The organism is Chryseobacterium herbae, assembly GCF_025154075.1.
GTDB lineage: Bacteria > Bacteroidota > Bacteroidia > Flavobacteriales > Weeksellaceae > Chryseobacterium > Chryseobacterium herbae.
The window spans coordinates 687,597-708,252 of record NZ_JAOAMU010000001.1 but is presented as its reverse complement, the minus strand read 5'-3'; the positions used below and the strand labels follow the sequence as shown (position 1 = coordinate 708,252).

At 38.9% G+C, this 20,656-nt stretch carries 17 protein-coding genes; 6 read left to right on the top strand and 11 right to left on the bottom strand.

Translation table 11 applies throughout. The features are described from left to right. Window positions 1-206 precede the first annotated feature (206 nt). From N0B48_RS02935 to proS, 3 genes are all read right to left on the bottom strand, one after another. Complete coding sequence (locus N0B48_RS02935) at window positions 207-1,535, bottom strand: Nramp family divalent metal transporter (RefSeq protein ID WP_259836641.1); 1,329 nt, start codon at window positions 1,533-1,535, stop codon at window positions 207-209. Between the two features lie 112 nt (window positions 1,536-1,647). Next, complete coding sequence (locus tag N0B48_RS02930; protein ID WP_259836639.1) at window positions 1,648-2,940, bottom strand: OmpA family protein; 1,293 nt, start codon at window positions 2,938-2,940, stop codon at window positions 1,648-1,650. A 119-nt stretch (window positions 2,941-3,059) separates the two neighbouring features. Then, window positions 3,060-4,535, bottom strand: a complete 1,476-nt coding sequence (gene proS, locus N0B48_RS02925; protein WP_259836638.1) for a proline--tRNA ligase — start codon at window positions 4,533-4,535, stop codon at window positions 3,060-3,062. A gap of 144 nt (window positions 4,536-4,679) precedes the next feature. On the opposite strand from proS, the gene N0B48_RS02920 reads away from it, so the two are divergent. Both N0B48_RS02920 and N0B48_RS02915 read left to right on the top strand, forming a co-directional pair. Continuing rightward, a complete protein-coding gene (locus N0B48_RS02920) occupies window positions 4,680-5,807 on the top strand; it encodes a prolyl-tRNA synthetase (protein WP_259836636.1) in 1,128 nt (375 codons plus the stop codon). 53 nt (window positions 5,808-5,860) lie between these two features. Continuing rightward, window positions 5,861-7,240 carry an OmpP1/FadL family transporter gene (locus N0B48_RS02915; RefSeq protein ID WP_259836634.1) on the top strand — a complete coding sequence of 460 codons (1,380 nt, stop codon included), beginning with the start codon at window positions 5,861-5,863 and terminating at the stop codon, window positions 7,238-7,240. Between the two features lie 91 nt (window positions 7,241-7,331). Here the strand turns inward: N0B48_RS02915 and N0B48_RS02910 are convergent, their stop codons facing one another. Both N0B48_RS02910 and N0B48_RS02905 read right to left on the bottom strand, forming a co-directional pair. Further along, a complete protein-coding gene (locus N0B48_RS02910) occupies window positions 7,332-8,054 on the bottom strand; it encodes a ZIP family metal transporter (RefSeq protein WP_259836632.1) in 723 nt (240 codons plus the stop codon). Continuing rightward, entirely contained in the window at window positions 8,051-8,779 is a 729-nt protein-coding gene (locus N0B48_RS02905) for a class I SAM-dependent DNA methyltransferase (protein WP_259836630.1), read from the bottom strand. Before N0B48_RS02905 ends, N0B48_RS02910 begins: the two co-directional genes overlap by 4 nt. 135 nt (window positions 8,780-8,914) lie before the next feature. On the opposite strand from N0B48_RS02905, the gene N0B48_RS02900 reads away from it, so the two are divergent. Further along, a complete protein-coding gene (locus tag N0B48_RS02900; protein ID WP_259836628.1) occupies window positions 8,915-10,078 on the top strand; it encodes a THUMP domain-containing class I SAM-dependent RNA methyltransferase in 1,164 nt (387 codons plus the stop codon). Between the two features lie 194 nt (window positions 10,079-10,272). Further along, window positions 10,273-10,671, top strand: a complete 399-nt coding sequence (locus N0B48_RS02895) for a branched-chain amino acid ABC transporter substrate-binding protein (RefSeq protein WP_259836627.1) — start codon at window positions 10,273-10,275, stop codon at window positions 10,669-10,671. Window positions 10,672-10,960: 289 nt separating this feature from the next. Here the strand turns inward: N0B48_RS02895 and N0B48_RS02890 are convergent, their stop codons facing one another. The 3 genes from N0B48_RS02890 to N0B48_RS02880 form a co-directional block, all read right to left on the bottom strand. After that, complete coding sequence (locus N0B48_RS02890) at window positions 10,961-11,884, bottom strand: phage tail-like protein (RefSeq protein ID WP_259836626.1); 924 nt, start codon at window positions 11,882-11,884, stop codon at window positions 10,961-10,963. A 158-nt stretch (window positions 11,885-12,042) separates the two neighbouring features. Beyond that, window positions 12,043-12,858: an AraC family transcriptional regulator gene (locus N0B48_RS02885; RefSeq protein ID WP_259836625.1), complete on the bottom strand. Its 816-nt coding sequence runs from the start codon at window positions 12,856-12,858 to the stop codon at window positions 12,043-12,045. 39 nt (window positions 12,859-12,897) lie between these two features. Next, the gene (locus tag N0B48_RS02880) at window positions 12,898-13,911 is read right to left on the bottom strand and encodes an SDR family NAD(P)-dependent oxidoreductase (protein ID WP_259836624.1); all 1,014 of its coding nucleotides are present in this window, start codon (window positions 13,909-13,911) and stop codon (window positions 12,898-12,900) included. A gap of 188 nt (window positions 13,912-14,099) precedes the next feature. On the opposite strand from N0B48_RS02880, the gene N0B48_RS02875 reads away from it, so the two are divergent. Continuing rightward, window positions 14,100-15,104 carry a glycosyltransferase family 2 protein gene (locus N0B48_RS02875; protein ID WP_259836623.1) on the top strand — a complete coding sequence of 335 codons (1,005 nt, stop codon included), beginning with the start codon at window positions 14,100-14,102 and terminating at the stop codon, window positions 15,102-15,104. A gap of 431 nt (window positions 15,105-15,535) precedes the next feature. Here the strand turns inward: N0B48_RS02875 and N0B48_RS02870 are convergent, their stop codons facing one another. Then, entirely contained in the window at window positions 15,536-16,762 is a 1,227-nt protein-coding gene (locus N0B48_RS02870) for an aminotransferase class I/II-fold pyridoxal phosphate-dependent enzyme (RefSeq protein ID WP_259836622.1), read from the bottom strand. 158 nt (window positions 16,763-16,920) lie between these two features. On the opposite strand from N0B48_RS02870, the gene N0B48_RS02865 reads away from it, so the two are divergent. After that, entirely contained in the window at window positions 16,921-17,379 is a 459-nt protein-coding gene (locus tag N0B48_RS02865; protein ID WP_259836621.1) for an Lrp/AsnC family transcriptional regulator, read from the top strand. Window position 17,380: 1 nt separating this feature from the next. On the opposite strand, the gene N0B48_RS02860 is transcribed toward N0B48_RS02865, so the two are convergent. Both N0B48_RS02860 and N0B48_RS02855 read right to left on the bottom strand, forming a co-directional pair. Further along, entirely contained in the window at window positions 17,381-18,406 is a 1,026-nt protein-coding gene (locus tag N0B48_RS02860; RefSeq protein WP_259836620.1) for a bestrophin family protein, read from the bottom strand. A gap of 128 nt (window positions 18,407-18,534) precedes the next feature. Then, entirely contained in the window at window positions 18,535-20,607 is a 2,073-nt protein-coding gene (locus N0B48_RS02855) for an alpha-ketoacid dehydrogenase subunit alpha/beta (protein ID WP_259836619.1), read from the bottom strand. Window positions 20,608-20,656: the final 49 nt, after the last annotated feature.

Here is a 20,656-nt window from a genome sequence, read left to right as displayed (position 1 = left end):
ATTGCCGATTCACCATTCACATTATTGTTGTGAAAGGTCAATTTTGCTACGCAAGTGAATTGTGAATTATCGAGGGTTTGAAAAATTCACTATTGACAATTCACTATTCACATTATTGTTGTGAAAAGTCAATTTTGCTTCGCAAGTGAATTGTGAATTATCGCGGGTTTGAAAAATTCACTATTGACAATTCACCATTCACTTCTCTATACGAATGTCTGATACAATAGGTATAAATTCAGTACAATAATCACTACAGAAATAATCCAAACACTGATTTTTAAAATAGGTTTATTCACGAATTCTCCCATTTTAGCTTTATCATTCGTAAACATCACCAAAGGAACTACTGCAAAACTCAGTTGCATGGATAAAATTACCTGGCTTAAAACCAATAAGTCTGTAGTTCCCTGCTCTCCATAGATGATCGCAACTATTAAAGCCGGAATCACAGCAATTAACCTTGTGATTAATCTTCTTAACCATGGTTTTAAACGGATATTTAAAAATCCTTCCATAACGATTTGTCCAGCAAGTGTTCCGGTAAGCGTTGAGTTTTGCCCGGATGCAAGCAAAGCAATCGCAAAAGCAATACTTGCCATAGAAGCCCCCAGAATAGGAGTCAGCATTTTGTAGGCATCATGAATATCCGCTACATGCTTATTTCCTGTGGTATGGAAAGTGGCAGCCGCCAGAATAAGAATTGCGGCATTGATGAAGAAAGCCAGCATCAGAGAAACGGTACTATCTAATGTTGCGAATTTGATCGCTTCTTTTTTTCCTTCCCTGTCCCGTGGATAATCCCTGGTCTGAACGATACTGCTGTGCAGGTATAAGTTGTGGGGCATAACGGTAGCGCCCAAAATTCCTATAGCGATATAGAGCATTGCCGGGTTTTGAATGATTTCCTTCTGAGGAACTAATCCTCCGAGTATTTCGTTGAAAGCAGGTTGTGAAATCACAATTTCATAGATAAAACAAGCCAGAATGATAAAAATAAGGCCACCCACAATACTTTCTATCCATCGGAAACCTTTAGCCTGAAGTAAAAGAATAATCAGAACATCTACTGTTGTGATGACAATTCCCCAGGTCAGCGGAATGTGGAATAAGAGATTTAGAGCAATAGCAGAACCTATCACCTCTGCGAGATCACAGGCGGCAATGGCTATTTCACAGAAAACCCACAAGATAAAATTGGTGGTAGGATTGAAGTGGTCACGGCAGGCCTGCGCGAGATCCCTTTCCGCAACAACGCCCAGTTTTACGGACAGATGCTGCAAAACCATGGCGAAAATATTTGAAATAAGAATCACCGAAAGCAGTGTATACCCGAATTGAGCTCCTCCCGCAATATCGGTAGCCCAGTTTCCCGGATCCATATATCCTACGGCAATCATCAGTCCCGGACCTGCAAAGGCGAGATATTTTCTCCAGAAAGAACCTTTTCTGGGAACTTTTATGGAGGAATATACCTCTGGTAATGAGTGGGAAGTTTTATCTTTACGCCAGGCGTTATTTAAATTGAAATTCATAAATGTTAGAAATGACTAACAAATTTACTTAAATAAATGTAAATACGAAAGTCGGTAACAAAAAAATCCCGAAAACTAAATTTCGGGATTCTATTTTTAAAGATTCTAAGATCTATTTTGCAAATCTTACAGCCATTTTTCTGTCTGCAGCTCTTTCTGCATCAGAAGCTTTAGCATCTACTTTAGCAAATTTGCTTCCGTAACCATCTGCTTCTAAAACCTGACCTCCAACTCCAACTTTAACTAAAGCGGCTTTGATAAATTCAGCTCTTGCTTTAGACAATTTTACATTGCTTGCTTCATTCCCTGTCTTATCAGTATAGCCTCCGATTTTGATTTTTGCATCCGGGAACGCTTTTAAAATCGCTACTAAATTGTCAAGCTGTCCCTGAGAACCTGCTTCCAGTTCAGTAGAGCTTCCCATTTTGAAATTAACATGGTCAAAATCATACCATTTATCTTTTAATGTGGCATCATCAGCTGCATTTTTATAGTTCCCTGATTTCAGGAAAGTAATCATCTGATCTTCCATACCTCCTTTGTAACCTTTCAGCATCACCCCGTTTAGATCGATGTTTTCATCAGTCTTAGCTACAGGTGTTGCAGAAGTATCCGCAGGAGTTGTGGTAGCCGCTGAATCTGTTTTTGATGCAGCAGAATCAGTCATCGTTGTAGTCGTTGTTGTCTGTTTCTTGTCGCACTGTTTCCAAAGGAAATAAGCTGCGGCAATTAAAAGTAAAAGCGGAAGCAACCATTTCCAGATTGAACCTCCGCCTTCATTATTATTTCTGTCAGGATTGGTTCCTGCAGCTGTAGTACTTCTTGTCACTTCAATTTTTGGTTCTTCTGTTCTTGGAACTGCTTCTGTATGAGAAGTGGTAGAGCCTCCGCCAAACCAGCTTCCTAAATTCAGAGATGCCAGAGAAAGTCCTGCCGGCAGCAGTGAAGAAACAATTCCTTTTTGCTCACCCAACAGGTTTGAAATACCTGATTTGTCTAAATTGTTATCAGTAGCATATTTTCCGATAGAACCTACCGTAGCTCCTGTTACTAAATTCAGTAACGAACTGGAAGAGTTATTGCTGATACCTGCATAAGTAGCAATAGCATTCACTATTCCGCCGATTTTATCTCCAAAAATAGAGGTTAACAGATTGGAAATAACAGGGCTGCTGGATGCTCCACCTATTAAATTTCCTAAAATTCCGCTCGACGAGGCATTGGTAATTGCATCCAAAACTCCCGGGTTATCGGAATTATTTGCTAATCCTCCTACAACTGCAGGAAGTATACCTCCAATTGCTTTTGAAATACCGGATTCACTTTCCCCAAACTGAGAAGCTGCTTGTGAAACCAAAGCGGGACCTAATTGTCCTTTAATTAAATCAATGACATTTAAAGACATAATAAATTATTTTTTTAGATTAATGTTGAATAAATTTAAACAAAAATCTGTCCAAAAGTCACTTTTTTTTGAATATTTATTTAATATCCCGCGATGTTTTTGAAAATCAGCAAAAATTATTAGTATGCTTTTGCGAATAATACACGTCTTTTCGACGGCTTTCCACTTACCATAGAAATACCTTCTTCGATATCGTCATCTAAAGGAATACATCGGATGGTAGCCTTCGTTTCATCCTTTATTTGCTCTTCTTCTTCAGCCGTTCCATCCCAATGTGCGTAGATGAACCCGCCTTTTTCTTCAAGAACTTTCTTGAATTCTTCGTAAGTATCTACTCTTGTGATGTTATCTTTTCTGAAGTTTAATGCTTTTTCGTAAAGGTCTTTCTGAATAGTCTGCAATAATTCTTCGATATAAACATCTACTCCTTCTATAGAACGAACTTCTTTAGTAAGGTTGTCTCTTCTCGCGATTTCTACAGACTTGTTTTCAAGATCTCTTGGTCCCATCGCGATTCTTACAGGAACACCTTTTAATTCGTATTCTGCAAATTTCCAGCCCGGTTTGTTATGCGTATCGTCATCAAATTTTACAGAGATGCCTTTTGCTTTTAATTTAGCCACGATATCCAGTGCCACTTCACTGATCTGAGCCAACTGCTCTTCTCCTTTGAAGATCGGAACAATCACCACCTGGATTGGAGCCAGAGTAGGAGGAAGTACCAGTCCTAAATCATCGGAATGCGTCATGATCAATGCTCCCATCAAACGTGTTGAAGTTCCCCATGATGTAGCCCATGCATGTTCAATCTTACCTTCTTTATTGGTGAATTTTACATCGAATGCTTTCGCGAAATTCTGACCCAAAAAGTGAGAAGTTCCTGCCTGAAGCGCTTTTCCGTCCTGCATCAAAGCTTCGATACAATAGGTTTCGTCAGCTCCTGCAAATCTTTCAGACGGCGTTTTTAATCCCATAATCACAGGCATCGCCATGAATTTCTCTGCAAAATCTGCATAAACATTATTCATTTTTTCAGCTTCTTCCACTGCTTCATCTTTGGTAGCGTGTGCAGTGTGGCCTTCCTGCCATAAGAATTCTGCCGTTCTCAGGAACAGACGGGTTCTCATTTCCCAACGGACAACATTCGCCCACTGGTTGATCAATATCGGAAGGTCTCTGTAAGACTGAATCCAGTTTTTGTATGTATTCCAGATAATCGCTTCGGAAGTAGGACGTACGATAAGCTCTTCTTCAAGCTTGGCATCCGGATCTACAATCAGCTTGTGCGGATTGTCCGGATCTGTTTTTAATCTATAATGGGTAACTACTGCACATTCTTTAGCAAAACCTTCTGCATTTTTCTCCTCTGCCTCAAACAGGCTCTTGGGCACAAAAAGCGGGAAATAAGCATTCACGTGACCTGTTTCTTTGAATCTTTTGTCCATTTCATCACGCATTTTTTCCCAGATTGCATAGCCGTATGGTTTGATCACCATGCATCCTCGCACTCCAGAGTTTTCAGCTAAGTCAGCTTTTACCACCAACTCATTATACCATTTGCTGTAATCTTCGCTTCTTGAGGTTAATTTTGCCATTATTTTTTAAAATTTTTTTAACTTTTGTACATTATTGTTATCTAAAAATAAAAATCTATTTTTGATAGATTTATTTACCAGTGTTTTGGTACATTTTTGGTACAGATTGCAAATATAATTTAAATTAAAAATTTTTACGTTATCATGAAAAGAAATATACATAAAAATTTGCTCGGTCTGTTAAAGTCCAAAGGGATTTTAGCAATATCAGGCGGATTGCTGCTTGTGTCTTGTGGCGCCCAAATGGGTGGCTATACAGAGACCGACGGGGTATACTATGACCCCAATAAAGATACGCTGCCTGAAGGGGTGATCATCAATGATGGCGGAAACAGAGTGGGGGAAAATTACGATTATTACCAGGACTCTAATGTGATTCAGAATGCACAGAACAATTCCAGAGAACAGGACAACAGATATAATACATGGAGCGATAACAACTGGAATACCAATGCTACAGACTCAGACTGGGGTGCGTTTGCCGGATCTCAGACCAATTACTATGACAACTCCTGGGGTTCTCCTTGGGGATGGTATGGTGGTTATAGCCCTTATTGGGGTATGAACCGTGGCTGGGGCTGGGGTGGCTCATTCGGTTGGGGAGGCTCAATGGGATGGGGTGGATCCTTCGGCTGGGGCTGGGGAGGCTCTATGGGCTGGGGCAGTCCTTACTGGGGATATGGATATTCTCCTTATTGGGGTGGATATTATGACCCGTTCTGGGGTGGCGGTTACGGTAACCCATATTGGGGCTGGAACGGTGGCTACTGGGGTAATGGCTATAGACCAATCTACAGAAGAAGTGGAGGTGGCGGATTCAGTAATCCTGGATTGACCAATAATATTTACAGAAACAATACGTATAACGGAGGTTTCAGAAACAGCAACAGTAGTGGTTTCAATAATTCATCCAATGGAGGCTTCAGAAACGGCAGTACAAACGGCGGCTTCAGAAACAGTTCAAGTGGAGGTTTCAGAAACGGCAGTTCAAATAACGGAGGATTCAGACAAGGAAATACGAATGGAGGTTACAACAACCAACAACAGTCTGGAGGATTCCGTAATTCAAATTCTCAGCCAAGACCTAATTATAATACGCAGCCTACCTATAACAATAACAACAACGGAGGATTCAGATCCAATGATAGTGGAGGATTCAGATCAAGCGGAGGTTCTTCCGGTGGTGGTTTCAGAGGCGGCGGTTCTTCCGGTGGCGGCGGTGGCTTCAGATCTGGCGGCGGCGGAGGAGGCGGCTTCAGAGGTGGCAGATAATTTCAAACTTAATAACTATTAAAAAAATAATGTTAAAAAAATCTTTAGTATTAATGAGTGTTTCTGCTGCATTTTTTGCGCAGGCTCAGGATGTTTCTATATTGAGAAATACTGTAGATGTTTATTCCAGTACTCCGATGGTGGGTTCGTCAAAATTTAATGCAATGGCTGGAGCTAACGGGGCATTAGGAGGAGATGCCAATTCCATGCTTACGAACCCTGCAGGTTTGGGAGTTGCCATTTCCGGAGAAGTTTCCGGAACATTGGCCATCGCGGGAAATAAAAATAAAAGTACGTGGGCGGGGTCTACTATTGACTATAGCAAGACCAATACGGATCTTGGAAATGTAGGCGCAGTAATTACTTTTCCTTTGATGAGTGAAACAGGATGGAAGTTCATCAATATCGGGATCAATTATTCCAATCAGTCACTGGATAATTATATAGAATCTCCGGGAAGCAGTGATGTGATCAAGGATTTTACAGATAAAAGTGCTTCTTTGTCAGGTCATGCATATAACAGATACGGAAACCTTTCCAAAACCAGTTTTGGGGTAGGTGCCAATTATAATCACAATGTATATGTAGGTGCTGCCTTAAACTTTTTCAATGCATCGATCGATCAGTATGATACGGCAGCTTTTAAATCACTGGCTGACGGCTCTATTGAATATTTCGACAGACAAAATACACCTATGTTTGAAAGATCTTCCGGTTTTTCTGCTTCTGTAGGGGTGATTGGAAAGCTTAGTCCTAATTTCAGAATCGGGGGTGCTATAGAAACACCTACCTTCTGGCGTATAGACAGAGATTACAGTTTCTACAACGATCCCAACTATGGAGATGGTACAGGAACTGAATCCAGAGATCTTACCACACCGCTTAAAGCGACAGTGAGTGCAGCATTTGTTGCCAGTAAAAACTTCTCGCTGAATGTAGATTACTCATTGGGATTAACAAGACCTAAATATAAAGTGGTAACAGGCGCTGAAACCGAACTGAACAGTTTCTTTAAAGATAATTATAAGAATGTATCAGAAGTAAGAATCGGAGCCGAGTACAGATTGAAACAGTTCAGATTAAGAGGAGGGTACTCTTATGCATCCAATCCTTTTGATGCTTTGACGGTAAGTCAGGTGAACCCGGATGCCTCTACTTCTGACAGATCATATAACGATATGATGCTTAATAACAGAAATCTTGCCTCTTTCGGTTTAGGATATGATTTCAAATCATTTTATATAGATGCCTCTTATCAGTATATAACGTCTACTTATAGTAATCCTTATCTTAGAGGTATTGAAACAGGAAATCCAAACACTGACACTGCTTATTATTCTGCTAACAGAATTATGTCTTCCGACTACTTTGCCGTTTCAGAAGTTAAAAATAACAGGAATAACTTCTTTATTACATTAGGCTGGAAGTTCTAATTCCAGATTGTGTAATGAGTGATTAAATTGAGGCTCCGGATCGTAAGATCCGGAGCTTTTTTTATTTCGTTTAAATTAATTAGAAGAAAGATTAATGTCCTGCAGCAGGATGAGAATGGAAGAGATGCATGATCAGGGCCAAAGAAACTCCCAGGATTACAAGTCCGATCTTGATCCAGTCAATATTATGATTCTTATTGCTCTCAAAGATAATCACTGATGAGATATGCAGGAAAATTCCACCTACGATAGCCAGAAAATAAGGCTGAAGGTCAGGATTGAAATAATTTCCGAGCAGCATTCCCATCGGAGAGGCCAATGCAAACAGGGCAACAATCAGAATAGAAGGATAGGGTGAATTTTTGGACTCATTTTTTCGGTTAAACAAAAATGCACCAAGAATAAATGAAATAGGAAGATTGTGAAATACGATTCCCAGAAGATAAGGAGACAACTGTTGCTTCTCATTAGCCAATGGAATTCCCTCAATAAAAGCGTGAATAAATAAGCCAACCATCAGTGCCATCGGAAGAATATTGTTTTCACTGTGATGGTGAAAATGCCCATGCTCGAAACCTTTCGTTAAAGCCTCAAGGATCATCTGAAGCAAAACTCCCGCGATCACGAAAATTCCCAGGCTGCTTCCGATTTTGGAAGTGTAGACCTGTGGAAAAACTTCATTCAGACAGATGGTGATCAGAAATCCGGCACTCAGGACCAGTAGATTTTTGGCCAGCTTTTCTTTTTTTCCGAAATGCTTGCCGAGAAAAACTCCCGTAATGACGCTTAAGATCAGTAAAACGACGGTTATCATGCCTTTTTCTTAAATAAATTGATACAGCGTGTAGAAACTTCACGGTCAAATTCATTCAGCTGATAATCGCCCCAGATTTTTACTCTTTCAAAACCGCAGTCTGATGCATATGAATTGATGGCTTCCAAAGTATGAAGTTTTACTTTTTCAAAGAAATGAAAAGATTTTCCGTCCGCTTCAAAACGGATATCCTTGATGATATGTCTTCCTTCAATCTTTTTCAGAATCTTAAAATCAATATCACCGCGGGTTATTGTCGTTTCAGGGACTATTTTTTTTCTTACGTACTCTTCATTCAGATAATCCAGAACAAAATATCCTCCCGGTTTTAAAACATGATAAACCGACTGAAAAACTTTTTTATCGTCACTTTCATTATCAAAATATCCGAAACTGGTAAATAGATTGAATACGGCATCCATCGGATCAGCATCAATAGGGTTTCGCATATCATGAACGTTGAATAAAAGAGTCTGGGTTTCAAACTGTTTATCGAATTCGATGCTCTGTCTGGAAAGATCTAATCCCAACACATCATATCCTAATTTATTCAAAAAAACAGAGTGTCTGCCTTTGCCGCATGCCAGATCAATAATCTTGGATGAAGGCGGTAACTGAAGGTCTTCAGTGAGTTTTGTAATGAAATTTTCGGCTTCCGTATAGTCCCTGTTACTATAGAGAAGATGATAATAAGGTGTATCAAACCAAGATTCAAACCATTCCATAATGCAAAAATAACTAAATTTGTGCGGTTAAAAGCAAAGTATTTACATATTGAGAGATCGAAAGATTCAATTAAGAGCAAAATTGAACCTCTAATCTTTTAAGTATTAAATCATTAAATCTTTTAATTATAATTTATGGACACAGAAAATCTAAAAATTCAGATAAAGACATTCTTCGGACTGGAGCAGGTCCTTGCTGAAGAGATCAAAAAATTAGGCGGGAAAAACGTAGAAATTAAAAACCGTGCGGTCAATTGTGAAGGTGACCTCGGTTTTCTTTATAAAATTAACTACTCTGCAAGAACAGCATTAAAAATATTAATTCCTGTTTTTGAATTTAAAGCATTTAATCAACATCAGTTTTACAATAAGCTTTCTGCTATTGCATGGGAAGACTATTTGCGTATAGACCAGTCTTTCGCAATTGACTCTACCGTGAATTCTGAAACATTCAAACATTCACAGTTTGTGACGTTGAAAATGAAAGATGCTATCGTGGATTATTTCCAGGAAAAATTCAATAGACGTCCTGATGTAGAGACAAGAAGTCCTGACATCAAATTCCACCTGCATATTGACAGAGAACTGGTTACTATTTCTTTGGATTCTTCAGGAGATCCTCTGTTTAAAAGAGGCTATAGAAAAGAACAGGGTGAAGCGCCTATTAATGAAGTTTTAGCAAGCGGAATGCTTCAGCTGGCAGGTTGGGACGGAAAAGGAAACTTTCTGGACCCGATGTGTGGTTCAGGAACACTGCTTGTGGAAGCAGCAATGATCGCTATGGATCTTCCTGCACAAATCTTCAGAAGAAGATTTGCTTTCCAGAACTGGGCTAACTATGATGCTGATCTTTTCGCAAAAATCAAAGAAGTAAGAGTAAACAGAGTAAGAGAATTTACTGGGAAGATCGTAGGATATGATATTGATGGAAGAATGCTGAATGCAGCCAGAACCAATATCGAAGCCGCCGAAATGGAAGATGTCATCCAGGTGAAAACACAGGATTTCTTCGAATCGAAAAAAGAACTTTTCCCGTTACTGATGGTATTTAATCCGCCTTATGACGAGAGAATTTCTATTAATGATGATGATTTCTACAAAAAAATAGGAGATACATTCAAAACAAGTTACCCGAATACATTAGCCTGGCTAATCTCTTCCGATCTGGAAGCTGTGAAGAAAATAGGTCTTCGTCCTTCAAGAAAAATCAAACTTTTCAACGGAAAACTGGAAACCAGATTCCTGCAGTATGAAATGTATGAGGGAACGAAAAAACTTCATAAACTGGAAAAAGAATAATTAAATTCTACATAGAAACCTTCCTTCACCGGGAGGTTTTTTTGTATTTAAACTTAAACGGGATAGAATAGATAGAAGGAAAAAGAGAAGCTGAGTATTAACGTTCATTCTCCCTCTTCAAGCTTTCCTTCCTCGAAATATTTAGGTGTTTTTTCAATTTTTTTTTTATTTTTGCGTCAAATCAAATTTTAAATATGGCGTGGGATCTTCTTGAAACTTTAGGAAATGTACTGGATGTGTTAGCCAATGATTCTTCATCTTCCATGAGACTGAATTACAAGGATAAAAGTACAAAAAAGAAAAAGTCGAAGTATGTCACCGAAAAAATAAGTGCAGGTTTTATAGCGGTGGCTGGAGTTTTACTTTTTTTTGTGTTTAAGGATCCGCTGCCGGCAAAAAATTATACCCAGACTTTAATTGTAGCTTCACTCATAGGATCTGCCATTTCAGGCATTCTGTTTTTTCTTTTGCATGTAGTGGAACTTTATTACTTTAAAAACTTTTTTAAATTGTTACTTTTCAGTGGTTCGGTCATCCTGTTCTTTATTTCTCTTGTACTTTGTGTTTATTTCAAATCAGGAGTGTTTGTTTAAATATTGGATTAATATTGATCGTTTTGCGTGAAATATTTCCCCGCAGATTCCGCGGATTGCACAGATTTTTATGTGAAATTTATATAATTTATCCTTACAAACATCCGTTTCATCGAATCAACAAGGTTGATTCTCTTCTTTGCCACCTCAAATCTGAATTAATAATAATTTCTTTACGTTAAATAATTTTACCGCACATTAAGCAAATCTCTAATGTTGGCATTTGTATTCAATAAAAAAGCCCCTTTGAAGGAGCTTAATATTCAATATGTACTTTTAATCTGTTCGATTATAATGTAGTTTTCGTAAACATCTGGATAGACATATATCCTCTTCCCCAGTTGAAGTTGGGATCTACCGTAGACCACATATTGAACCTTATTGTTGCCGTATCTGCAGTAGGTTCCACATAGCCATTCAGAGCGTAAGTAACGCTCACGGGTGAAGCGGTATTGTTTACAACCGTATCTCCTACCGTAGCATTTACAGAGGCCATTCTTGAACTGGCACCTGAAGAAACCGCAGGAACAGTATATTTTCTGGAACCTGCCGGAAGTTCAGCCCCGTTCTTTAAAAACCGGACTCCATAATAGCCTCCGAAATTGGTCGCTATCGCTGTTGTACCCATCGGAACGCTGTAAGTGGTCACCAGTTTCGCCTGCGTAAATGCAGGAATGGTAATCGTTACACTCAGACCCAAATTAACATTATTCACTGCCGTAGTGGCCGTTACCACCTGATCTATAGGTGCTGTGGCTGTCACATCAAAAACGTTATCGAGTTTCCATGCTGTTTTGTCACGCTGCTGATAAGTGATCCATTGAGGAACTGTGGGGGTTCCGTAGTTGGTATAAAAGCCTTCTTCCATATTGGTAGTGACGTTCGTGTTATAAACGATAAGTCCTTTTGCGGGAGATGGAATAGTTGTTCCGTCATTAGGAGCGGTTAAAGTAACACGTGGAATAAGCATTCCTTTATCGGTAGCATTGATCTGAAATTTGGCCGATGCATCCACACTTATAGTTCCCAAAGCGGCAGACCCTGCAGAAGTTATAATAAAATCGTTCGCAGTCTGGGCAGCAGTAGGAGAGGCTGCATTATCTTTATTTCCATCCACATGGAAGGCTCCGCTTGGGTTGTTTGTTCCTACTCCAACCTGTGCGTATGAAAAAATACCGAGGAGTAATGAAATAGCTGTTAATTTTGCTTTCATAGATTGTGATTGTAGTTAAAAATAATCTTTAAACTGAATATTTATTGATTGGATCTTAGCCAAAAATACTGAAATCTATTCAATGATAAGTCTTTACTTGTTGATTTTATTTACAATTAATTTTTTATGGTGATATGATCATAAATTTTAGATTTTTTTTAATTCAATAAGTTCAGGGCAGACGGAACAAGTCCATACTGTTTTTTGAAAGCATAAGAGAAGTGAGAGAAATCTTCAAAACCAACTTCCATGAATATATCCGACGGCCTTTTACGTTTTTCCTTCAAATGATAATAAGCCAGTTCAAGCCGTTTTTGAGTAAGCCACCGCTGAGGTGTAGTCTGAAAAACCTTTCTGAAGTCCCTGTTAAAAGTTGAAAGACTTCTTCCTGTAAGATACCCGAACCTTTCCAGAGGCATATTGAACATATAATTTTTTTCCATAAAACCAATCAGATCTGCTTTTCCCGGTTCCTCAAAATCAGCCAGAATATCATCTACATCCGGATCAATTTCTCTGAGAATGCTAATGGCTTCCGTGATTTTTAGTGAAGCAATATGTTCAGGAAAAGGTCCTTCCACCTCAAAATAAGGAATCAGGGACGCAAGACAACTTTTTAATAAAGGATGACTTTGAAAACTGTAAATTTTAGAATCGTGGCCCTTAGTTTTGTGTTTCAATTCCACGGAAGCATAAAAATGTTTCAGCTTTTCCGTGGTAAGATGCATCACTACAGCTTTATGAGGAAGTCCATCTTTGGGATAATTGATGATGGTCGCGAGATGGTTTCTGGGAATCAGAAAAATATCTCCTGCCTTGAACACATAGGTTTTATCAGCCTGGATAATTTTGGTTTCGCCGGAAATAAACCAGACCAGCATATGGTATTCAAAAACCGTTTCCGTTTTGAAGAGCTTATCATCATAGGTTGAAAGCTTGATATCCGGGGTGATGTACTGTATCTGGAAATCCATCGTCTTTAGTTTATTAGTACAAATGTATTTAAAAAGTGATTATTCCGCATCAAAGGTAAAGCCCAGCATTTCTTCACTCAATTTCCATAATCTTTCCGCGTTTGCTCTGTCAATGGAATAAGGCTGCACGCCACGAATCGTTGCCGGTTCATCATACCGGTGCTCTATCTGTCCGAGATCAATTTCTGCAATATCGCAATTTTCACAATAGACTCCTCCGATATTCTGAAGAGCAGGACTCGTTGCACACCAAACCGTTGTAGCGGCACCTTGCGGAATCGTTTTTAATTTCGCTTCCACTTCAGGCTTTATTTTTCCATCCTTGTCATGCGTTCCCATCTGGATATAAAGATCAATCGGTTCTTCTCTCCCCAAATCTGTTCCATACACAGAACCCGGATGTAATGAATACGCTCTTATATTGAATTTCTTTCCCCTTTCATCCAATGCCACGGAAAATAAATTACATGCCGTTTTCGACTGTCCATAACCCGCAAGCGTCTGGTATTCTCTGTTGATAAAATTCGGATCTTCAAAATCAAACGGAGCCATCTGATGTCCGTAAGAAGAAACACTTAAAACACGGGCGTTTCCAGCTTTTTTCAATGCTGGCCAAAGTTTTGCGGTCAAATGGAATTGTCCAAGATAATTCGTTGCCAGCTGAGATTCAATACCTCTGTCATCTCTTCGAAGTGGAACCCACATAATTCCTGCATTATTGATTAGAAGGTCAAGCTTTCTTCCGGATGCCAAAAATCTTTCACTGAATGCATCAATAGAATCGGGATCCATCAGATCCATTGTTTCCAGTTCTATATTGCTAATACCGGTAAGGTTTTTACCTGCTTTTTCAATATCTCTTGCCGGAATAATCACTGTTGCTCCGGCGGATACCAATACTTTTGTTGTTTCAAGACCAATTCCTGCGTAGCCTCCCGTAATGATTACCGTTTTTCCGGTTAGATCAATTCCTTTGATAATTTCCTGTGCAGTTGATGCTGCATTAAACCCTGAATGAACAGGCTGTTGTAATGGATTGATATTCTGTGTCATTTTTTATTGTTTAAATTTCTACAGCAAAGGTATGGGCTATTCATAATGATGATTTTGTTCAAAATGTCAAATTACTGTGTTGAGAATTCCAAAACTTTTTTTATTCTTGAAAAGTTAATTTCTTTGAATAAGCTGTTAAACTGTTTGTAGATTCCTCAGCGAATAAGTAATTTTGAAAAATTTTCAATTTGAGACCTACTATTTCCATTGTCGTTGCTATTTTCAACCGAAAAGACGAACTTTTTGAACTGCTGAATTCTTTGACTTTTCAGACAGATAAAGAGTTTGAAGTGATTATTGTAGACGATGGTTCTCTTATTGACCTTAATCCGACCATTCAGAATTTTGATGAGATATTGGATGTTAAATACTTCAGAAAAGACAATTCCGGTCCCGGACTCAGCAGAAACTACGGTGCGAAGAGAGCTCAGAATGACTGGTTGCTTTTTGTAGACAGCGATGTGATCGTAGAAAAAGACTATATCGGGAATATTAAAAAAGATATTGAAACAATTCCATGTGATGCGTTTGGAGGAGCGGACAAAGCCCACAAAGGTTTTAATCTGATGCAGAAAGCGATTTCCTATTCCATGACCTCGGTTTTTACAACGGGAGGAATCAGAGGAAGTAAAAAAGCAGTTTCCAGATTTCAGCCGAGAAGTTTTAATATGGGAGTGAATAAAGAAGTTTTTGAAAAAGTAGGCGGTTTTTCCGAGATGAGAATCGGGGAAGATCCGGATCTGTCCATGACACTTTGGGAAAAAGGTTTTACGACTGCATTTTTTGATGATATCGCCGTGTTTCACAAAAGAAGGGTAGACCTTGGTAAATTTTCCAAGCAGGTGTATCAGTTTGGTTGTGCAAGACCGATTCTTAATCAGAGACATCCCAATTATGTAAAAATCTCTTTTGCATTTCCTACCTTGTTTATGTTAGGATACATTTTGGGTTTTATAGAATATTTTGTTTTAGGCAGAGGGATTATCCTGGCATTTTACGGATTGTACACTTTCCTTGTGCTATTTCACGCGATGATTGTCACGAAAAATATAAGCATTGCCGGAATGGCGGTAATTTCTACCTATATTCAGATGTTTTCTTACGGCTACGGTTTTCTGAAATCATGGGTGCTCCTGAATATTTTCAGAATGAAACCCGAAGACGCTTTCCCGAAACATTTCCATATAAAATAGATCATGTTTTTTACGTAAAGATTTATTAGATTAAGCAGCTGGATAAATGCATGTCCGATTATATTTAAATAAAAAAGCATTTTCTGTATGGCAGACTGTCATAGCGGCCTCGGAAGCTGTAGCGTTAAAAAAATAAATATTGTGAACGTTAAAAAAATTCTTCTGTTCGAAGCGCGAAACTATTGTTGAATCGAATAACCTATATTGAATTCGCGCGAGTTTAGAATTTTTAGAGAACAAAATTTATTTTTAGCGAAAGATTCCAGCCTTGAACTTTTCGTTCTTTTGTTTCAAGACAAAAGGACATTAAAAAAATATAAATTTTGCTGAATCCCTGGATTTTGTATCATATCCAAAAAATATAAATTTAAACAGGTTTTAATTAAAAAATAAAAGCTGCCAGAAATTCAGACAGCTTTTATAACAATAAATTAGGATGTAAATATAGTTTCATGGTTGAGAACGCCTGTTTTTAGCATGCATTCCCGCATTTTTTCATAAGTTCTGGCGATATCATGATCCAGTCCGATGGAGAATCTGATCAATCCGTCCGATATACCCATTGCTTCACGCTCTTCTTCAGGAATCTCCGATGACGTTGAACTTCCCGAGCACGAAAATAAAGTTTTGTAGAATCCTAAGCTTACCGCCAGGTAACCCAGGTTTTCCTGCTGCATCATTTCCATCAGCTCATTCGCTTTATCAGTGGTTCCGGCATCTACCGTAAGCAGTCCTCCGAATCCGTATTCCTCATACATCATAGATTTCATCAGTTCATGATCCTTATGGGATTTTAGTCCCGGATAAGAAACTTTCAGTCCATCTTTTTCAAACCTTTCCGCAAGATACATCGCGTTGTGGCTGTGCTGTTTCATTCTGATGTGAAGTGTTCTCAGGTTTTTCAGGATGCTGGCAGATCTGAAGCTGTCCATAGTAGGTCCCAGCAACATGCAGGCTCCGTTATTAACGTTTTTGGTGTCATTGATGAATTCCTGGGTTCCGCAGTAGACACCGCCTACCGTATCACTGCTTCCGTTGATGAATTTGGTTAAACTGTGGATAACGATATCAGCACCTAACAATGTCGGTGAAACAGAAAGAGGAGAGAAGGTATTGTCAACAATCAGTTTCAGATTGTGTTTTTTACAGATATCTGAAAGTTTTCTAAGGTCTGCCACTTCAAGAAGCGGGTTACTTACACTTTCGCAATAGATAACTTTCGTATTGGGTGTTATTGCATTTTCTATAGATTCAAAATTGCTGATATCTACAAAAGTGGTATCAATATGAAATGGAGGTAGGAAATTTTTAAGGAAAGCATATGTTCCACCGTAAATGGTTCTGCTGGAAATGATATGGTCACCGCTTTTACAAACCTGCATTAAAACAGAGGTAATTGCTCCCATTCCGGATGCTGTAACGTTTGCAGCTTCAGTGTTTTCCATTTTAGCCAATGCCTGAGCAAGGTACAGATTCATCGGGGATGAATGTCTGGAATATAAATAACATCCTTCAGCATTTCCTTCAAAAGTATCAAACATGGTTTTTGCAGAAAGGAAGGTATAGGTAGAGCTGTCAGAAATCGATGGATTCACGCCTCCGAATTCGCCAAAATATTGCAGATCCTGGATCTCATTGGCTGCATTAAAATTTTCCATAAGCTTTAGATTTTATTTGTCGGTTTAAATATGCTCTGTTTTCAGAATTATTACAAGAGATATTTAAATATGTAGAATATAAATCTGAAATTTTTGCTTTTATTAGAAAATATGTTTGTTATATTTGATTTTGTTAAACTTTATCCAAAAAATTATCTATGAACTTTGATGAAACTGATAAAAAACTACTCCTGTTCCTTCAGGAAGACTGCAAACAGACCACCAAAGAACTGTCTTACAAGCTTGGTTTGTCTGTGACGGCTGTTTATGAACGGGTAAAAAAGCTTGAAAATCTTGGCGTGATCTCAAAATATGTCGCATTACTGGATAGGCATAAAATAGACCGGGATTTTATTGTACTATGCCATATCAAATTAACCCAGCACAAAAAAGAATTTGTGTTGCAGTTTGAAAGGGAAGTCATGAATCTGCAGGAAGTGACAGAATGTTTCCATGTAAGCGGTGATTACGACTATATCCTTAAAATAGGGGTGAAAGACATGGAAGATTACCGTAATTTTATGCTCAGTAAATTAACGGCGCTTCAGCACATAGCCAGCACTCACAGCTCTTTTATGATCTCTGAAGTGAAAAATACAACGGCAATTGTTCTGTAATTTATACGAGGACTCCGTTCTTTGAAGCGATAGGTTCCGGAAGGTCGTCGTGTTCTCCAATCATTTGAAGGACATCGATCTCAATGGTCCGGCATATGGAAAGCATCGGAATGTCAAACATCATCCCTTCAAACGGGTTTTCTGAGTAGTCGCCAACGAGTTCCATCACAATATAGATCCATCCGATAATGACACAGAAAGGAACACTGATCAATATTCCCCAGTTTCCTAATTTGGCGAATTCATTCACCAATCCCAAAGGAAGAAGCATAATGAAGATGACATTAAAAATAAAGGCCGTACTCGCAAACTGTCTGGGTGAAGGGAATTTTTTAATTCTTTCCGCCTGTCCCTGATAGTCATAAAACAAATTGAGAGCCTCCTGAAGCTGCATCTGGTTGAAATCTGAGATATCACCGAAGTTTTTCAGATCATTCACATCTTTTGCCTGCTTTGAAATCAGAAAAGTAGCGAAATTTTTATATTCCGGCTGAAGATCCAGTTCCTTTTCCGAAAGGTATTTATGAAGGAAAATAGGCGTTCTTCCATAGTCAGGAAATCCGGCTTTGATCAGTCGGTGTCTTCTGATATTAATATCCCCGAAATGTCTTTTCTGAGACATGTGTTCCCATTCCGTGGGCACTAATAATTGTTCACGAAAAGTATACAGCCACGCAATATGTCGGTACGCAATTTTCTTTTTGATGCCTTCGGTTTCACTATTACCTTCACCTGTAGTATTAAAAGCATACAGCATGGAAACGAAAGAACGGCTGGAATTCACGATTCCACCCCAGATTTTCCGGGCTTCCCACAATCTGTCGTAAGCCTGGTTATTTTTAAAACCTACATAAAAGGCTTCTGCAGTACCGATCAGGGCTACAGGTACCCATGGAATGATCATCCATTTCCATTTAAAAAAATAAAAAAGGCCTGCCACTAAAGTACACCAGGCCGTAAGCCAGATAATATGTCCGCCTGCGAGATTGAGAACCTGTTTGTAATTAAAATATTTGGTGGTGATCATATTGTTTCATCAAGTTGGGTGTGCATAAGCAAAAGAAATACCAAAATAAGGCGGTCTTTTGCTTTAATAAATGTAATAAAAAAAACCTCTAAAAAAATTAGAGGTTTCGTATAATTAATATGGGGTGATTAATATTTCAACATTTCTTCAATCTTTTTGCTGAGTTTTTCAGCATTCGGAAGCATTTCTTTTTCCAGTACAAGATTGATAGGAACAGCAGGAACATCCAGAGAACCCATGGTTTCTACAGGTGCATCCAGATATTTGAAACAGTTTTTCGAGATACGGTACGCGAATGCTTCGGCAAATGAATTATTCAGCTGCTCTTCCGTAAGAACGATACATTTTCCGTGAGCTTTCACTCTTTCGAACACAAGTTCTTCATCCAGAGGAATGATAGTTCTCAGATCGATTACTTCAACTCTTCCATTGAAATTCTTCACAGCTTCTTTGGCCCAGTAAACGCCCATTCCATAGGTGACAACTAATAAAGTTCTCCCTTTTTCCGTTTCATTCTGATCAGCTTCAATGATTACTTTACCTTTTCCAAAAGGAAGGATGTAATCTTCTGCCGGTTCAATAGTCTTAGCATCTTCAGTTCCCGGAACTTTACTCCAGTATAAACCTTTGTGCTCTAACATGATCACTGGGTTTGGATCGTAATAAGCTGCTTTTAATAGACCTTTGAAATCGGCCGCGTTACTTGGATAAGCGATCTTGATTCCTTTAATGTTGGCCAAAATGCTTTCAACGCTTCCACTGTGGTAAGGTCCTCCGCCTCCGTATGCACCAATTGGGACACGGATGATATTGCTTACAGGGAACTTCCCCTGACTTAAATAACTTGATTTTGAAATTTCAGTGATCAGCTGGTTGATTCCCGGATAGATATAATCGGCGAACTGAACTTCTACGATAGGTTTTAACCCTACAGCGCTCATTCCGGCAGTTGATCCGATAATATAAGCCTCCTGAATAGCCGTATTGAAGACTCTTTTGCTTCCGAATTTCTTTCCTAAAGTCACCGTCTCTCTGAAAACACCACCGATTCTTTCTCCTACATCCTGTCCGTAAAGAAGAGCTTCAGGATGCTTCCACATCAGTTCCTGAACCGCATGAATGGCAGCATCTACCATAACAATTTTTTCACCGCCAGCGGGCTCACGTGTTCCTGTTTCCTCAGTAATTGGTGTAGGGGCGAAAACGTGTTGCATCACTGTTTCCGGTTTTGGATCTTCTGCGTTTTTAGCTCTTTCAAAAGCTTCTTCAGCCTCAAGACGTGCTTTTTTAGTGATCTGCTTTAAAAGATCTTCGTCAGCTCCCGATTCCAGAAGTTGTTTTCTAAGGATCTCGCCCGGATCTTTAGCTCTGTGTTTTGTTAAATCTTCTTCGTCTCTGTAGAATTCTCTTCTTACTCCGGAAGTATGGTGACCGATAAGTACCGTTTTAGCGCAAACCACCAAAGGCTTTCTTTCGTTTCTTACAAAATCTACAGCCTTTTTCATAGCTTCGAAACTTTCTACAAAATCAGTTCCGTCTACACGCATTCTGCTAAGACCTGTAAATCCTGCTACGAAATCGTAAGCATCACACGTTCTTGCTTCTTCTTTCGTTACGGAAATTCCCCACTCATTATCCTGTACAAGAAATATAATAGGAAGCTGGTGAAGGGCAGCAAACTGTAAAGCTTCACTTACTTCACCTTCCGTTACGGAATTGTCACCAAGACTACAAACCACCACAGGATTGTTTTCAAAAGTCTGTAAATTGAAGTCCTGAATATATTTTATTCCCTGTGCTACGCCCGTAGTAGGAATGGTCTGCATCCCTGTAGCAGAACTCTGATGAATGATTTTCGGTTTGTTTTCATCCCTGCTTGAAGGGTGAGAATAATACGATCTTCCTCCTGAAAAAGGATCTTCAGCTTTTGCCAGCAATTGAAGCATCAGTTCATACGGTTCGAAACCGATTCCCAAAAGAATACTTTCGTCTCTGTAATAAGGAGAAATCCAGTCTTCTTTTTTCATCTGATAAGCGGTTGCCAGCTGAATGGCTTCATGGCCTCTTGATGTACTATGAACATATTTACAGATATTTCTGTTTTCTTCATAGATATCTGCCATTGCTTTAGCCAGCATCATGTGATTGTACGCTTTTAGCAAAATATCCTGAGAAACTTTTTCGTGAAGTGTATTTTCCATAGGAAGCAAATATACACAAAAAAACAAAATACGAACAAGTGTTAGTGTT

What these genes read in the sequence shown, in the direction of transcription:
- N0B48_RS02855 (WP_259836619.1), bottom strand. Translation starts at nt 20,607, where the DNA reads ATGGAAAATACACTTCACGAAAAAGTTTCTCAGGATATTTTGCTAAAA.
- N0B48_RS02865 (WP_259836621.1), top strand. Translation starts at nt 16,921, where the DNA reads ATGAACTTTGATGAAACTGATAAAAAACTACTCCTGTTCCTTCAGGAA.
- proS (WP_259836638.1), bottom strand. Translation starts at nt 4,535, where the DNA reads ATGGCAAAATTAACCTCAAGAAGCGAAGATTACAGCAAATGGTATAAT.
- N0B48_RS02935 (WP_259836641.1), bottom strand. Translation starts at nt 1,535, where the DNA reads ATGAATTTCAATTTAAATAACGCCTGGCGTAAAGATAAAACTTCCCAC.
- N0B48_RS02900 (WP_259836628.1), top strand. Translation starts at nt 8,915, where the DNA reads ATGGACACAGAAAATCTAAAAATTCAGATAAAGACATTCTTCGGACTG.
- N0B48_RS02860 (WP_259836620.1), bottom strand. Translation starts at nt 18,406, where the DNA reads ATGATCACCACCAAATATTTTAATTACAAACAGGTTCTCAATCTCGCA.
- N0B48_RS02895 (WP_259836627.1), top strand. Translation starts at nt 10,273, where the DNA reads ATGGCGTGGGATCTTCTTGAAACTTTAGGAAATGTACTGGATGTGTTA.
- N0B48_RS02870 (WP_259836622.1), bottom strand. Translation starts at nt 16,762, where the DNA reads ATGGAAAATTTTAATGCAGCCAATGAGATCCAGGATCTGCAATATTTT.
- N0B48_RS02885 (WP_259836625.1), bottom strand. Translation starts at nt 12,858, where the DNA reads ATGGATTTCCAGATACAGTACATCACCCCGGATATCAAGCTTTCAACC.
- N0B48_RS02905 (WP_259836630.1), bottom strand. Translation starts at nt 8,779, where the DNA reads ATGGAATGGTTTGAATCTTGGTTTGATACACCTTATTATCATCTTCTC.
- N0B48_RS02890 (WP_259836626.1), bottom strand. Translation starts at nt 11,884, where the DNA reads ATGAAAGCAAAATTAACAGCTATTTCATTACTCCTCGGTATTTTTTCA.
- N0B48_RS02930 (WP_259836639.1), bottom strand. Translation starts at nt 2,940, where the DNA reads ATGTCTTTAAATGTCATTGATTTAATTAAAGGACAATTAGGTCCCGCT.
- N0B48_RS02910 (WP_259836632.1), bottom strand. Translation starts at nt 8,054, where the DNA reads ATGATAACCGTCGTTTTACTGATCTTAAGCGTCATTACGGGAGTTTTT.
- N0B48_RS02915 (WP_259836634.1), top strand. Translation starts at nt 5,861, where the DNA reads ATGAGTGTTTCTGCTGCATTTTTTGCGCAGGCTCAGGATGTTTCTATA.
- N0B48_RS02880 (WP_259836624.1), bottom strand. Translation starts at nt 13,911, where the DNA reads ATGACACAGAATATCAATCCATTACAACAGCCTGTTCATTCAGGGTTT.
- N0B48_RS02920 (WP_259836636.1), top strand. Translation starts at nt 4,680, where the DNA reads ATGAAAAGAAATATACATAAAAATTTGCTCGGTCTGTTAAAGTCCAAA.